This window comes from Luteibacter flocculans, from assembly GCF_023612255.1.
GTDB lineage: Bacteria > Pseudomonadota > Gammaproteobacteria > Xanthomonadales > Rhodanobacteraceae > Luteibacter > Luteibacter flocculans.
Genome location: NZ_CP063231.1, coordinates 901,491 through 915,161, shown reverse-complemented (window position 1 = coordinate 915,161; position 13,671 = coordinate 901,491). Strand labels below are relative to the sequence as shown.

The 13,671-nt window shown below is 65.0% G+C and carries 13 protein-coding genes; 2 read left to right on the top strand and 11 right to left on the bottom strand.

Features of this window, described 5'->3' with window-relative positions:
- Positions 1–43: 43 nt before the first annotated feature.
- The 4 genes from mutL to IM816_RS04000 all read right to left on the bottom strand — a co-directional run bounded on the left by mutL (position 44) and on the right by IM816_RS04000 (position 5,771).
- On the bottom strand, positions 44–1,885 hold the full coding sequence (gene mutL / locus IM816_RS04015) for a DNA mismatch repair endonuclease MutL (RefSeq protein WP_250339865.1): 1,842 nt from the start codon (positions 1,883–1,885) through the stop codon (positions 44–46).
- A gap of 150 nt (positions 1,886–2,035) precedes the next feature.
- Positions 2,036–3,661 carry an N-acetylmuramoyl-L-alanine amidase gene (locus IM816_RS04010; protein WP_250339864.1) on the bottom strand — a complete coding sequence of 542 codons (1,626 nt, stop codon included), beginning with the start codon at positions 3,659–3,661 and terminating at the stop codon, positions 2,036–2,038.
- A 170-nt stretch (positions 3,662–3,831) separates the two neighbouring features.
- Positions 3,832–4,302: a tRNA (adenosine(37)-N6)-threonylcarbamoyltransferase complex ATPase subunit type 1 TsaE gene (gene tsaE, locus IM816_RS04005; protein ID WP_250339863.1), complete on the bottom strand. Its 471-nt coding sequence runs from the start codon at positions 4,300–4,302 to the stop codon at positions 3,832–3,834.
- A complete protein-coding gene (locus IM816_RS04000; RefSeq protein ID WP_250339862.1) occupies positions 4,299–5,771 on the bottom strand; it encodes an NAD(P)H-hydrate dehydratase in 1,473 nt (490 codons plus the stop codon). The genes tsaE and IM816_RS04000 overlap by 4 nt, the downstream gene beginning before the upstream one ends.
- Before the next feature lie 35 nt (positions 5,772–5,806).
- Here IM816_RS04000 and queG point away from each other — a divergent pair, with 35 nt between their 5' ends.
- Both queG and IM816_RS03990 read left to right on the top strand, forming a co-directional pair.
- Positions 5,807–6,880 (top strand): tRNA epoxyqueuosine(34) reductase QueG, encoded by a 1,074-nt coding sequence (gene queG, locus IM816_RS03995; RefSeq protein ID WP_250339861.1) that lies wholly within the window; start codon positions 5,807–5,809, stop codon positions 6,878–6,880.
- Between the two features lie 218 nt (positions 6,881–7,098).
- On the top strand, positions 7,099–7,671 hold the full coding sequence (locus tag IM816_RS03990; protein ID WP_250339860.1) for a hypothetical protein: 573 nt from the start codon (positions 7,099–7,101) through the stop codon (positions 7,669–7,671).
- Positions 7,672–7,763: 92 nt separating this feature from the next.
- On the opposite strand, the gene IM816_RS03985 is transcribed toward IM816_RS03990, so the two are convergent.
- The 7 genes from IM816_RS03985 to rpsM form a co-directional block, all read right to left on the bottom strand.
- Positions 7,764–9,137 carry a class II 3-deoxy-7-phosphoheptulonate synthase gene (locus tag IM816_RS03985; protein WP_250339859.1) on the bottom strand — a complete coding sequence of 458 codons (1,374 nt, stop codon included), beginning with the start codon at positions 9,135–9,137 and terminating at the stop codon, positions 7,764–7,766.
- Positions 9,138–9,179: 42 nt separating this feature from the next.
- Positions 9,180–9,680 (bottom strand): disulfide bond formation protein B, encoded by a 501-nt coding sequence (locus IM816_RS03980; RefSeq protein ID WP_250339858.1) that lies wholly within the window; start codon positions 9,678–9,680, stop codon positions 9,180–9,182.
- Positions 9,681–10,649: 969 nt separating this feature from the next.
- A complete protein-coding gene (gene rplQ / locus IM816_RS03975; RefSeq protein WP_072322788.1) occupies positions 10,650–11,036 on the bottom strand; it encodes a 50S ribosomal protein L17 in 387 nt (128 codons plus the stop codon).
- A 210-nt stretch (positions 11,037–11,246) separates the two neighbouring features.
- The gene (locus IM816_RS03970; protein ID WP_046967234.1) at positions 11,247–12,245 is read right to left on the bottom strand and encodes a DNA-directed RNA polymerase subunit alpha; all 999 of its coding nucleotides are present in this window, start codon (positions 12,243–12,245) and stop codon (positions 11,247–11,249) included.
- Positions 12,246–12,261: 16 nt separating this feature from the next.
- Positions 12,262–12,888: a 30S ribosomal protein S4 gene (gene rpsD / locus IM816_RS03965; RefSeq protein ID WP_029213873.1), complete on the bottom strand. Its 627-nt coding sequence runs from the start codon at positions 12,886–12,888 to the stop codon at positions 12,262–12,264.
- 11 nt (positions 12,889–12,899) lie between these two features.
- On the bottom strand, positions 12,900–13,286 hold the full coding sequence (gene rpsK / locus IM816_RS03960; protein ID WP_007513384.1) for a 30S ribosomal protein S11: 387 nt from the start codon (positions 13,284–13,286) through the stop codon (positions 12,900–12,902).
- A 12-nt stretch (positions 13,287–13,298) separates the two neighbouring features.
- On the bottom strand, positions 13,299–13,655 hold the full coding sequence (rpsM, locus tag IM816_RS03955) for a 30S ribosomal protein S13 (RefSeq protein ID WP_072322787.1): 357 nt from the start codon (positions 13,653–13,655) through the stop codon (positions 13,299–13,301).
- Positions 13,656–13,671 lie beyond the last annotated feature (16 nt).

Below are 13,671 nucleotides of genomic sequence, written 5' to 3'. Positions count from 1 at the left end.
CGATCTCTTGGGACAGGTGAGCAAGGAGAGAGGAACGCCGACGTCAGCGACCGCGCAGGAACATACGATCAAGTTCGCCGAGCGAGAGTTGCACCCAAGTGGGCCGGCCATGGTTGCACTGGCCCGAGCGTTCGGTGGCTTCCATCTCGCGCAGCAGGGCGTTCATTTCGGGAATGCCGAGGCGTCGGCCGGCACGCACGGAACCATGGCAGGCCATGGTGGAGAGCAATTCGTTCTCCAGCTCTTCCAGCCGGTGCGAACTACCGTGTTGCGCCAGTTCGCCAAGTACGTCGCGCGTCAATTGCGCCACGTCGGCGCCTTCGAGCAGTGACGGAATGCGGCGCACGACCACGCCGCTGGGACCACTGCGCGACAGTTCGAGGCCCCACTCACCGAGGGCTTCCGCATGCTCTTCGGCCGCGGCGGCCTCCTTCGCACTGACGGCAATCGACAAGGGCACCAGCAACATCTGCGAGCGCAGATTGGCGGTGACGCGACCGTTCTTCAGCTTTTCGTAGGTGATGCGTTCGTGCGCCGCATGCATGTCGACGAGCACGAGGCCGTGCGCGTTCTCCGCGAGCACGTAGATGTTCTTCAATTGCGCGATCGCATAGCCGAGCGGCGGAACGTCGCCGCCCTCTTCCGACGCGTCGCCAGCGGGCGGCGTCCACGACGTGACCGGCGTAGACGGCTGAGCGGAACCAAACAGCGTCGCGTAGTCGGCGAGCGGCGTGTCGCGCACACCGAGGTTCAAACGCGACTGACTGGCCGACTGCGGCCACGCAGGCATCGAGGACGACGGCAACGACGACGTGCGCGCTTCCGCGAAACCACTTCCACCGACGGCCATGGGCATGGGCGCCTCCGAGACCGGCACGGCGATGCCGGCGCGGGTCTGTGCCAGCGCCTCGTGCAGCGTGCGGAAGAGGAAGTCGTGGATAAGGCGCTGCTCGCGGAAACGCACCTCGCTTTTTGCCGGATGCACGTTCACATCCACGCCTGCGGGATCGAGTTCGAGAAACAACACGAACACCGGATGCCGCCCGTGAAAGAGCACATCCGCATACGCCTGGCGCACCGCATGGGCCACAACGCGGTCGCGCACGAGCCGGCCGTTGACGTAGAAATACTGCTGATCCGCCTGCGAACGCGAGGCCGTCGGCAGACCGACCCAGCCGGACAGACGCATGCCAGCAGCTTCGTGTTCCACGCGCAGGGCCTGGCCTGGGAAGTCCGCACCAAGCACTTCGGCGACGCGCGCCAGCGCGGCGTGCTCGTCGCGCGCGGGCTTCAGCAGACGTACCGGCTTGCCATTGTGGCTGAGCCGGATGTCCACGCCTTCGCGCGCCAGCGCCAGCGATTTCAGCAGGTCGTCGATATGCGCAAACTCGGTGCGTTCCGCACGGAGGAACTTGCGCCGCGCCGGCACGTTGTAGAACAGATCGCGCACTTCGATGGTGGTGCCCGGCGGATGCTGAGCCGGCCTCACCTCCTGGGTGCGGCCGCCATCGACTTCGATCCGCCACGCGGCGTCTTCGTGAGGCTGTCGCGAGGTGAGCGAGAAACGCGCCACCGACGATACCGAGGCCAGCGCTTCGCCACGGAATCCCATGCTGGACACGCGCTCCAGATCGTCGAAGCTGCCGATCTTGCTGGTCGCGTGCGAAGCGACGGCCAAGGCGAGTTCGTCGCGCGGGATACCGCCACCGTCGTCACGCACGCGGATCAACCGCACGCCGCCTTGTTCGATATCGACTTCGATGCGTCGCGCACCGGCGTCGATGCTGTTCTCGACGAGTTCCTTCACCACCGAGGCGGGGCGCTCGATGACTTCACCGGCCGCGATCTGATTGATCAGCTCGGGGGGCAGTGGACGGATGGGCATGGGAAAGACCTGACAGCACGTTCAGGCCAAGAGGATAGCCGAAGGGGGGATGAAGCGTGGGCGTACCGGTGGGAGCCAGCCTGCTGGCGATGGGTGCTTGCGGCGGGTGCCGATCGCCAGCAGGCTGGCTCCCATCGGGCTATGTACCGATCAGCCCGACGGAATCACCATCACCGAGCCGACGCGCACCGTGTTGTCGGTCATCTTGTTGGCGAGCTTCAACGCACCGACCGACACGCCGTACTGCTGAGCGATGCCGGTAAGGGTCTCGCCCCGGTTGACGCGATGCACGTCGCGCACGTTGTCGTCGGCACGGCCGCGCGGCGCACGGGCGCTGGCCGGCTTGTCCGCCTTGGCAATCGCGCGGTCGGCCGCCCGGGTTGACGATGCGTTGCGTGAGGTGGGTGCTGCGGCAGCCGCGCCGCTGTTGTCATCCGCGTTGTCGCTGTCGTCATTGCCCTTGTCCTTGACGGACGAGGCGGTTGGTGTGACCGAGGCGACCGCCGTGCCGTTACGACGAGCGGCCTGCGCGGCAAACCAGGTGCCGGGCGGCGGCATCGACTCGAAATAATTGCGCACGCCACCGAGCACGGCCGTCGCCAGCTCGCGGCGGTGCCCTTCGTCGCGCAGGCGGGTTTCCTCGGACGGATTGGTGATGAACGCAGTTTCCACCAGGATCGACGGCACGTCCGGCGAGCGCAGCACCACGAAGTTGGCGCGCTCCACATAGCCGCGATGCGTGGGGCCGAGGCGCCCCAGCGCCTTGAGCACGTTGCCGGCGATGGATTCGCTGGCCTGCATCGCGTAGCCCTGCTGCAGATCCAGCAGGACCGCGGCCAGCGTGTCGTCCTTGTCGTCGAGCGAAACACCGCCTACGAGGTCGGCACGGTTTTCGCGATCGGCCAGCCAGCGGGCAGCTTCGGATGTCTTGCCGCGCGGCGACAGCACCCAGACGGAAGAACCCTTGGCGTCGCTGTTTTTGAAGGCGTCCGCGTGGATCGAGACGAACATGTCCGCGTTGTGCTCGCGAGCGATCTGGTAGCGGCGTTTCAACGGAATGAAGTAATCGCCGTTGCGGGTCAGCACGGCCTGCATGCCAGGCTGGCGGTTGATCTGATCGGCGAGTTCGCGCGCCACCTGCAGCGTGACATCTTTCTCGCGCAGGCCGGTGGCGCCGCGGGCACCCGGATCTTCGCCACCATGACCGGCGTCGATGGCCACGACGACCTTACGCTCGCTGGCAAGCATCGGCGGCTTGCCGGCAGGCACGGTTTTGCCGCGCGACGTACGCGCGGGTGCAACGGAAACCTTCGCAGGCGCCGCGGCCACAGCCGGTGCGTCGTCCGTTACCGGGTTATCACCCGGGTCACTCTGCCCACCGGGGTACAGGTCCAGGACCAGGCGATAGCCGTAATCCCCGGCCGGCTTGAGCAGGAAACTCTTGGGCTTCGCCGTGGCGTCCACCGTGGCAACCACACGCGCCGCGCCGCCCTGCTTGACGGCCTTCATGGACTTGAACAGGCCCTGCCCCGACGGCGTCGAGAAGTCGCCGGCCACCGAGCTACCGGCCACATCGAGCACGACGCTCCCGGGCGTATCGCCCTGGGACATCTTGTACGTCGCGGGACCGGACAGGTCGAAAACCACGCGCGTGTATTCGGGCCCGGCCCAGACGCGCGCGGCCTTGATGTCAGCCGCAGATACGGACACAGCCGCCAGCGCCGCGACAGCCGTCACGCACGCAATAAGTCCAAGTTTGTTAGTGATTCCCCTCATATGGCCCGGATTGAACTCCATGCGCCCGCTGAATGCAAGACGTTTTCCCTTGTTAATCCATGACCTGCGAACACTTCGTCAACGCGCGTACAGGAAAGATCCGCAAATGAGCAGAAACGGGGCAACCGGATGACCGCTCCCCGAGGGCGGGCCCGCGCGACCCACTGTCGTTATCGGTTGCCTTGCAGGCGTTCGCTAAACCGCTGCCCAGCCTCCGACACAGGCTCCACCCGCACGGCACGAGCGGTGCCTTCGTGGCGGAAATGCAGGGCGAGGTCCACTGGCGGCAACGCTCCTGCACCGCGCTCGGGCCACTCCACCAGCACGATGGCGCCGGGTTCGGCCAGGCTGTCCAAGCCCAACCACTCGAGTTCGCCGGGGTCCGCAATGCGGTAGAGATCCAGATGGAAAGCGCGGCGCCCACCGATGTCGTAGCCCTCGATCAGGCTGTATGTCGGGCTTTTCACCCGCTCGCCGACGCCAAGCGCGCGCAGGAAGGCGCGTGCAAAGGTGGTCTTGCCCGCACCGAGGTCGCCGTGCAGGTGCATGACCAGCCCGCCATCCAGCGCAGCAGCGAACTGCTGGCCAAGCGCGAGCGTGGCTTCCTCGTCCGCCAGGTAACGGTCGTCCCCCCCGCTCATGCGTCTACTCCGTTGACGAGATGGCGCAACGGGATCAGCAGATCGCCCGCCAGCAAGCCGCGCTGCCCGTCCTGCGCGGCGACGTCTGCCGCGCGTGCGTGGAGCCCCACGCCGAGGCAAGCCGCGTGGTAGGGCTCGCATCCCTGTGCGAGCAGGCCCGCGATGATTCCCGTGAGCGTGTCGCCCATGCCGCCACTGGCCATACCGGGGTTGCCCCACGGACAGACCGACACCTCGCCTTCTGCGGAAGCGATCAGGCTGCCGTTGCCCTTGAGCACGACCGTGGCGTGGAAGCGCGCAGCCAGCGCGCGCGCCGCGGCAAAGCGATCGGCTTGCACGTCGGCCGTGGACATACCGAGCAGACGGGCCGCCTCCCCCGGATGCGGGGTGAGCACCGTCTTGGTGGGCAGCGCACGCGGTTCGCTATGCAGGAGGTTGAGGCCGTCGGCATCGAGTACCGTCGGCTTGTCAGCGTCCAGCGCGGTCGTCCACAGGGCATGACCCCATGCGGCTTGCCCCAGGCCGGGGCCGAGCGCCAGCACGGACGCCTTGTCGAGCATCGGCTGCAGCGTCTGCGGGCCGTCCACGCCGTGGGGCATGAGTTCGGGCCGCGCCGCATTCATCGCCAGGACGTTCTGGTCGCGCGTTGCGACGCTGACGAGACCCGCCCCCGTGCGCAGTGCCGCTTCGGCCGCCATGCGGATCGCGCCGCCCGTACCGTGGTCGCCGCCGATCGCGAGGACGTGGCCGTTGCTGCCCTTGTGCGAGTCCAGCGCCCGCGGCGGAAGGCTCTCGGCCACCAGCAGGCGGGCGTCGGGCGCCTCCAGGACCGAGGCCGGCAGATCGAGCGTATGCAATTCGACGTCGCCGGCCACTTCGGCTTGGTGCGTGTACAGCCCGCGCTTGCGGACGATGAAGGTCGCCGTGGCCGTGGCGCGCACGACCACGCCCGGACAGGCACCCGTGTCGGCCGAAAGGCCGGACGGGACATCCAGGGCCAATACCGGGGCTCGCGCGGCATTGATCGCCTCGATGGCCTCCCGCGCCTCACCTTCGGGCGCTCGATTGAGGCCGGTGCCGTAGATGGCGTCGACCATCATGTCGGCAGGCGCGAGACCGCCCCAGGCAGAAAGAGGTTTGGCGACACCCCCGAGCGCCTCGAATGCCTGCCGCGCGCGGCGCGCGTCGTCGCCTTTCGGCGGGTCCAGCGCAATGAGATCCACGGCGAGGCCATCGGCAAGCGCATCGCGCGCGACGAGGTAACCGTCGCCACCGTTGTTTCCGCCGCCGCAGACGACGCGCACGCGGCGAGACGCCGGCCAGCGTCGGCGCAGCATGGCGTACGCGGCGGATGCCGCACGTGTCATCAATTCGAAGCCGGGAATGCCCAGTTCGCGCATGGCGCGCTGGTCGATGGCGCGCGATTGCGCGGACGTGAAGAGGTCGACGGCGAGATCGTGAGCGGTCATCGGCCGATTATAGGAGCCCCCGGTAGAATGGGCGCATGCCTGCCCCACCTTCCATCGACTACGCCACCCTCGCCGCCGACATCAAACAATGGGCGCGCGAACTCGGCTTCGCCGACATCGGCATCGCAGGTACGGATCTCGGAAACGACGAAGCCTATCTGGAACGCTGGCTCGCCGATGGGCACCACGGCGAGATGGACTACATGGCACGGCATGGCACGCGGCGCAGCCGCCCGGCCGAACTCGAACCCGGTACGCTGCGAATTATCTCCCTGCGCATGGACTACACGCCACCGGGCGTGCCGAACGCGTGGGACGTGATCCGCGACGGCGAGAAAGCCTATGTCGCTCGCTATGCGCTCGGCCGCGATTATCACAAGCTGATGCGCAACCGTTTGCAGAAGCTCGCGTCGCGTATCGAAGAGCGCATCGGCGAGTTCAAGTACCGCGCGTACGTCGACTCGGCACCGGTGCTCGAGAAGGCGATTGCACGCAACGCGGGCCTTGGCTGGATCGGTAAGCACACGGTGCTGATCAACAAGCGCGCGGGTTCGTACTTTTTCCTCGGCGAGCTGTACACCGACCTGCCGTTGCCGCTCGACGCGCCGGCCAGCGCGCACTGCGGCAGTTGCCGACGCTGCATCGATATCTGTCCTACCCAGGCGATCGTGGCGCCTTATCGCCTCGATGCGCGCCGCTGCATCTCGTATCTCACCATCGAGCTGAAAGGCAGCATTCCCGTCGAGCTGCGCGAACCCATGGGCAACCGCGTCTTCGGTTGTGACGACTGCCAACTCATCTGCCCGTGGAACAAGTTCGCCCAGGAAGCGACAGAACCCGATTTCGCACCGCGCCACAGCCTCGACGGACCCAAACTCGTCGAACTTTTCGCATGGAGCGAAGAGGAATTTCTCTCGCGCACGGAGGGTATGGCGATCCGGCGCACAGGCTATGAAGGGTGGTTGCGCAATCTCGCGGTCGGACTCGGCAATGCGCCGGCCAGCGATGAAATCCTATCGGCGCTCAATGCGCGGGCAGATCATCCGTCACCGATGGTCCGTGAACATGTCGCGTGGGCGCAGGAAAAGCAACTGCGTCGGACGCGCTGAAAGCTAACGTCCGTTGCAGGGTTGCGCCACGCTTCTGCCGAATACGTACCAACGCGGCCGATCAACGGCCTAAACTCAGGTCGACACCGCAGGCCCGACAGCAAAACGGTTCGGCACTTCTCAGGCTGCAACGGCGCCTGGCCTAGAAAAGACCTAGGAAGGCGCAGACGCGCACGGATGGCGCATCGTTCGAGCGATCACCCGTCCTGGAGGCCGTCATGACCGCAGCACGCGTCCTACAAGCCATGTTCACATCGTATGCCCCGCTCGTTCTCGCGGCGATGCTGGTTCTGGTCGCCGCCGTGGCGCCATCGCCAACGGCGGCACAGAGCATCCTCCCCATCGTCACTTGCACGGGCAGCCACGCGGCAACCTGGTCCCCCGGTGTCACCAACACCACAGCGGTCCATACCGTGGACACCCAAACGAGTTGGAGTTGCACACAGCTGATTGCAGCCCCCCTCCTCACCAGCGCATCGTCGCAGGAAAGTTTCGATGCGCCGTTCAACTGCAACAACCTGTTCTCGACCACACCCATCACGTGGACCATTCACTGGAGTGACAATGGCGGCGCAGCGACCAGCGCTTTCACCTTCACTGCGACAGCCTTGCCCATCAGCGGCAACCTGGTGATAACGGCGCCGGGCACGATCACGGCCGGCCGCTATGCAGGCCGAAGCGCCACCGCTACCTTCACCTTGCTCAACCTCGGCGCCACGTTGGCTGCGCAATGCAGTTCGCCGACCGGTGTGACCAACGCCAGCGGACCATCGACGCTCTTGATTCTTTGAGCGGCGTGGCGCCGGTCAGCAGCCGGCTTCGCGCCACTGGTGGGTGTGGGAGCCCCCGACCTTGAGCCCGCCTCGAAGGCGGGCTCTCCACTTCAGACCATGCCGCCCGACTTCCTCACGATGAGCATCGCGAGTTCGAGCGACTGCTCGTAGTTGAGGCGTGGATCGACCATCGACTTGTAGGCACGGTCGAGATCCTGCTCCACGAGACCGCGCGCACCGCCGAGACATTCCGTGACGTTCTCACCCGTCAGTTCCAGATGCACGCCACCCAGTCGCGTGCCGGCCGCGGCATGGATGTCGAACGCCTGATCGAGTTCGCCTGCGATATTCGCGAAACGGCGGGTCTTGTAGCCGTTGCTGGTGCTTTCGGTATTGCCGTGCATCGGATCGGCCACCCAGAGCACCCGGCGCCCTTCGCGCTTCACCGCTTCGAGCAACGGCTGCAACTGCGTGGCGATCTTGTCGTTGCCCATGCGATGGATCAACGTCAGGCGACCCGCTTCCTCGTTCGGGTTGAGCACGTCGATGAGGCGCAGCAGATCGTCCGGCTGCACGGTCGGCCCCACCTTGACGGCGATCGGGTTACGTATGCCGCGGAAGTATTCCGTATGCGCGCCATCGAGCGCCGCCGTACGCATGCCGATCCACGGGAAGTGCGTCGACAGGTTGAACCAGCCATGCTGTCGCGGCACGCGGCGCGTCAGTGCTTCTTCGTAATGAAGTAGCAACGCTTCGTGCGAGGTGTAGAAATCCACGCGCGAATAGCTGGAAATGGACTGCCCGGCGAGGGTCTCCATGAAGCGCAGCGAATCGCCGATGCTGGCGACCATGCGCTTGTACTCGGCCGCGAGCGGAGAATGCTCCACCCACGCGAGATCCCAGTACTCCGGGTGATGCAGGTCGGCGAAACCGCCATCGATGAGCGCACGAACGAAGTTCATCGTCATGGCCGAACGCGCATGCGCCTTGATGAGACGCTGCGGATCGGCACGCCGCGCCTCGGCGGTGAATTCAGGACTGTTGACCAGGTCGCCGCGAAACGCCGGCAGCGTCACGCCGTCGCGTGTCTCGTTATCGGCGGAACGCGGCTTGGCGTATTGACCGGCGAACCGACCCACACGCAGCACAGGCTTCTTCAGCCCATGCACGAGCACGAGGCTCATCTGCAGCAGCACCTTGAGGCGATTGGAGATGATCGAGCTGTTGCAGTCGGCGAAGCTCTCCGCGCAGTCACCGCCCTGGAGCAGAAAACGCTCGCCCTCCTGAGCCTCCGCAATGCGCTGCTTCAGCGCGAGGATCTCCCAGGAGGTCACCAGCGGCGGCAGATCGCCCAGCTGCGCAAGCGCGCGCGCCAGTTCGTCGGCGTCTTCATAGGTCGGCTGCTGGAGGGCGGTCCTCGACCGCCACGAACTCGGCGTCCAGTCGAGGGACGGAGGCGTTACGGTTTTGAGGGAGTGCTGCATGACGGTGCTCTATTTAAAGTGCGCCTTGCGTGGCGCGGGAGGTCAACGGACGGAACGACGAACGGCCGGGAGGGCCCAGACGATGAGGACAACGAACCACAACAGGGTCCAACCGGGCATCGGAATACCAAGAATGGGCTCGATCTTTGCGCATTCACCGGAGCCGGTGAATGCGAGCTTGAGCATCTTCGCGAACGGAAACGCGTCGAACAGGTAGCCGAGCCCGGGGCCACACGCAGGAACTTCGGAGGCAGGCAACGACTGCAGCCAGAGATGGCGGCCTGCCGTGGCGATGCCCCAAAGGCCACCCAGCGTGACAAGCCCGGCATACGTCGCGCGCATGCCGATGCGTGCGGGCGCGTGCAAGCCACCCACCAGAAAGAACAGACCCATGAAGCACACGGCGATGCGCTGGAAAATGCACAGCGGGCATGGATCCAGATGCATGACGTATTGCGCGTACAACGCGAAAGCCATGAGCGCAACGCACACGACGAAGCCGGCGAGATAGCGCGTACGGAAAGACCAAAGACGAGGGTTCATACCGGGGATGGTGCGTTGCGGGACACCCACGTTAACTCTTTGTGCATGCGCTTGTCAGCACTCGCACGAAGTTTCCTTTGTAACCAAGTCAATGGGTTGCGTTGGGTCTTGCGGTTATCGCTTGGATGTAGGGGGTACTCGGCTGTGCCCTTCGTTGGATTTCGGTGGCGCGGCGTGCGTATGTGCGATGCGCAGCGGGGCGGGGCGGGCAGCCAGTGACCGACATCGCAGCCGCAGAGAGCGACAGCGCGGGATCTGAGGGACCGCCGTTGGCCGCCGTGCTCGGCGCTTCGGCTGCACCGTCGCTTAGGTAGAGAGGCCGCTGCGCGGCGGTGTCTTATGGCTGCGCCCCTGCGCGCCCGCGTCACGAACGGGGGTTTCCGATGCGGCTTCCTGCCTTATCGGAAACGGCCGGCCGTCCTGGCCGGCCCCCTGCGGGCCTTATCCGCCCGTGCCGCTCGGTTACGCCAGGTCGCGCCGAGCACGGCGGCCAACGGCTCTGCAACGCTAACGTTCGTATCGGAAAGCGGCGCGCGGTAGTGAGATCGTTCGCGTGGAGTCGCTGGATGCTCCTGCTTTCGCAAGCACGACGCTGAGGCGCTTGTAGCGCTGTGGCCTGCGACTGTGCGGCTCTCCCAACACGCGACATCAGTCATCGCGGGAGTCTTCGGTGCCTCCCCTCGAGGCGAGTTCCGCACAAGAGAGCGGCCGAAGGCCACTAGGTACACAGGCCGCGCCAGCGGCCTTCCTTTTCGAACACGGAGGACCTGTCTGAAGCAGCGAGGGGGGACACCGAAGGCTCTGGCCTCACCGCACGAACTAGCGGTAGCTCCAGCCGCCGGACATATGCAGTCACGCGGCGAACGAACCGAAGTGTCCAAACAGCACCCGGCACTTCCGCAATGAACCAAAAAAAAGACCCCGGCAGGTCACCCTGCCGGGGTCTCGATACGCGATCAGCCTGGAGGCTTACTCGGCGTCGACGGCTTCGCCCTGGGTCGGACGATCGACCAGCTCGACATACGCCATCGGCGCGTTGTCGCCCGGACGGAAGCCGCACTTGAGGATGCGCAGGTAGCCGCCGGGACGCTCGCGGTAGCGAGGACCGAGTTCGACGAACAGCTTGCCGACGGCCTGCTTGTCGCGCAGGCGCGAGAAAGCGAGGCGGCGGTTGGCGACGCCGTCGGTCTTGGCGAGCGTGATGAGCGGCTCGGCAACGCGACGGAGTTCCTTCGCCTTGGGAAGGGTGGTGCGGATCAGCTCATGCTTGATCAGCGACGCGGCCATGTTCTTGAACATGGCTTCGCGGTGGCTGCTCGTGCGGTTGAGCTTGCGACCGGATTTCTGGTGGCGCATGGCGGTTTACTCTCAATGTCTGTTGTTATGAAAAGCCGGTCAGGATGAGCCGACTTCCCGCGGTTACCCGCTGATGCGAGGCTGTCAGAACGCCTCGTTATGGGAGCACGGCCTCTTTGGACCGCTTTCGAATTCCGAAGGAAGTGCCTGAGGCATCCCACGGATGGCGCAAAGGATCGGGGCGATCGAATGTCGATCGCCCCGTTTACATCAGCCCAGCTGCATGCCGTGCGAGAGGCCCGGCGGCGGCCAATTTTCCAATTTCATGCCGAGAGCGAGACCACGTCCGCCCAGCACGTCCTTGATTTCGGTCAGCGACTTCTTGCCCAGGTTCGGCGTCTTCAACAGCTCGACTTCGGTCTTCTGGACCAGGTCGCCGATGTAGTAGATGCTTTCGGCCTTGAGGCAGTTGGCGGAACGGACCGTGAGTTCGAGGTCGTCGATCGGGCGCAGCAGGAGCGGATCGAAACCGCCCTTCTCCGCCTTGGTCGAATCGCTTTCGCGACGCGAGAAATCGCCGAACACCGAGAGCTGATCGTTGATGATCTCAGCCGCCTTGCGGACGGCGTCTTCAGCACCGATCGTGCCGTTCGTCTCGATGTCGAGCACGAGCTTGTCGAGGTTGGTGCGCTGCTCGACACGAGCGGCGTCCACTTCGTAAGCCACGCGCAGAACCGGCGCGAACGACGCGTCGAGCTGCAGACGACCGATCGGACGCGTCTCGTCATCCGGATGCTGGCGCGCGCTGGCCGGCTGGTAGCCGACGCCACGACGCACCTTCAAACGCATGTTGAGCGCCACATCCTTGGTGAGGTGGCAGATCACGTGCTCGGGGTTCACGATTTCGACGGAGTGATCGACGGCGATATCGCCGGCCGTGACCACGCCCTTGCCCTTCTTCGACAGCGTCAGGGTGACTTCATCACCGCTGTGCTGACGGATGGCGACGTCCTTGAGGTTCAGCAGGACTTCGATCACGTCCTCCTGCAGGCCTTCCAAGGTGGTGTACTCGTGCAGCACGCCGTCGATTTCGACCTCGACGATCGCGCTGCCCGGAATCGAAGAGAGCAGCACGCGACGCAGCGCGTTGCCCAGGGTGTGACCGAAGCCACGCTCGAGCGGCTCGACCACCACCTTCGCGCGGTTCGCTCCAAGCTGCTCGACGCTGAGGCCACGAGGCCGCAGCACACTAGTTGACGAAACTGCCATGCAAGGCTCCGGTGGATTACTTCGAGTAAAGCTCGACGATCAGGGCTTCGTTGATATCGGCCGGCAGATCGCCACGATCCGGAACGGCCTTGAACGTGCCTGCGAACTTCTTGCTGTCGACCTCGACCCACGACGGACGAAGATCCATCGTGTCGTAGATCGTCGCCGCTTCCTGCACGCGCAACTGCGTACGGGCCTTCTCGGTCAGCGAGACCTCATCGCCCGGACGGACGTGGTACGAAGGCACGTTGACCTTCTTACCGTTGACCGTGACGGACTTATGAGCCACCAGCTGGCGAGCCTGGGCGCGGGTGACCGCGAAACCCATGCGGTAGACGACATTGTCGAGACGGCTTTCCAGGAGGCGAAGCAGGTTTTCACCCGTGTTGCCCTTCTGGGTCGAAGCCTTGGTGTAGTAATTGCTGAACTGACGCTCAAGCACGCCGTAGATGCGCTTGACCTTCTGCTTCTCACGAAGCTGAACAGCGTAGTCGGACAGACGGGCGCGCTTGTTGGCGCCATGCTGGCCGGGCTTGTTTTCGAGCTTGCACTTGGAATCAAGCGCGCGAGCAGGGCTCTTCAGACCGAGGTCAGCACCCTCACGACGCGCCAGCTTGCAGGTAGCTCCACGATAACGGGCCATGGTTATGCTCCTTAGACGCGACGCTTCTTGGGGGGACGGCAGCCGTTATGCGGAATCGGCGTGACGTCAATAATGTTGAGCACCTTGTAGCCCAACGCGTTCAAAGAGCGCACTGCCGACTCGCGGCCCGGGCCGGGGCCCTTGATGCGCACTTCTACAGTCTTGACACCGTAGTCGCCCGCGGCGCGGCCAGCCTTTTCGGCGGCAACCTGCGCTGCGAACGGGGTCGACTTACGGGAGCCGCGGAAACCCGCGCCGCCCGCCGTCGCCCACGACAGAGCATTGCCCTGGCGGTCGGTGATCGTGACGATGGTGTTGTTGAAAGAAGCCTGCACGTGGGCCACGGCATCCGTGACGACGCGCTTGATCTTCTTCTTGGTCTTAACCGGCTTAGCCATATTCGGTATCCGTTACTTCTTGATCGGACGACGCGGACCCTTACGGGTACGGGCGTTGGTACGCGTGCGCTGGCCGCGCACCGGCAGGCCGCGACGATGGCGCAGGCCACGGTAGCAACCAAGGTCCATCAGACGCTTGACGGCCATGCCGATTTCGCGGCGAAGGTCGCCTTCGACCGTGTACTTCGCGACTTCGGCACGGATCTTCTCGACCTCGCCCTCACTCAGCGACTTGATCGGGGTGGTCGCAACCACGCCCGCGTCGACACAAACCTGCTTCGCCCGCGAACGGCCGATTCCGTAAATGCTCTGCAAACCAACCCAGACATGCTTCTGGACCGGCAAATTGACACCCGCGATGCGCGCCATGATGTACTGTCTCCGA

Bases quoted from the DNA above. Each gene is read 5' to 3' on its own strand.
- mutL (WP_250339865.1), bottom strand. From the start codon at position 1,885: ATGCCCATCCGTCCACTGCCCCCCGAGCTGATCAATCAGATCGCGGCC.
- IM816_RS03980 (WP_250339858.1), bottom strand. From the start codon at position 9,680: ATGAACCCTCGTCTTTGGTCTTTCCGTACGCGCTATCTCGCCGGCTTC.
- IM816_RS03985 (WP_250339859.1), bottom strand. From the start codon at position 9,137: ATGCAGCACTCCCTCAAAACCGTAACGCCTCCGTCCCTCGACTGGACG.
- rpsK (WP_007513384.1), bottom strand. From the start codon at position 13,286: ATGGCTAAGCCGGTTAAGACCAAGAAGAAGATCAAGCGCGTCGTCACG.
- IM816_RS03970 (WP_046967234.1), bottom strand. From the start codon at position 12,245: ATGGCAGTTTCGTCAACTAGTGTGCTGCGGCCTCGTGGCCTCAGCGTC.
- IM816_RS04010 (WP_250339864.1), bottom strand. From the start codon at position 3,661: ATGAGGGGAATCACTAACAAACTTGGACTTATTGCGTGCGTGACGGCT.
- IM816_RS04000 (WP_250339862.1), bottom strand. From the start codon at position 5,771: ATGACCGCTCACGATCTCGCCGTCGACCTCTTCACGTCCGCGCAATCG.
- queG (WP_250339861.1), top strand. From the start codon at position 5,807: ATGCCTGCCCCACCTTCCATCGACTACGCCACCCTCGCCGCCGACATC.
- rpsD (WP_029213873.1), bottom strand. From the start codon at position 12,888: ATGGCCCGTTATCGTGGAGCTACCTGCAAGCTGGCGCGTCGTGAGGGT.
- rplQ (WP_072322788.1), bottom strand. From the start codon at position 11,036: ATGCGCCACCAGAAATCCGGTCGCAAGCTCAACCGCACGAGCAGCCAC.
- rpsM (WP_072322787.1), bottom strand. From the start codon at position 13,655: ATGGCGCGCATCGCGGGTGTCAATTTGCCGGTCCAGAAGCATGTCTGG.
- tsaE (WP_250339863.1), bottom strand. From the start codon at position 4,302: ATGAGCGGGGGGGACGACCGTTACCTGGCGGACGAGGAAGCCACGCTC.
- IM816_RS03990 (WP_250339860.1), top strand. From the start codon at position 7,099: ATGACCGCAGCACGCGTCCTACAAGCCATGTTCACATCGTATGCCCCG.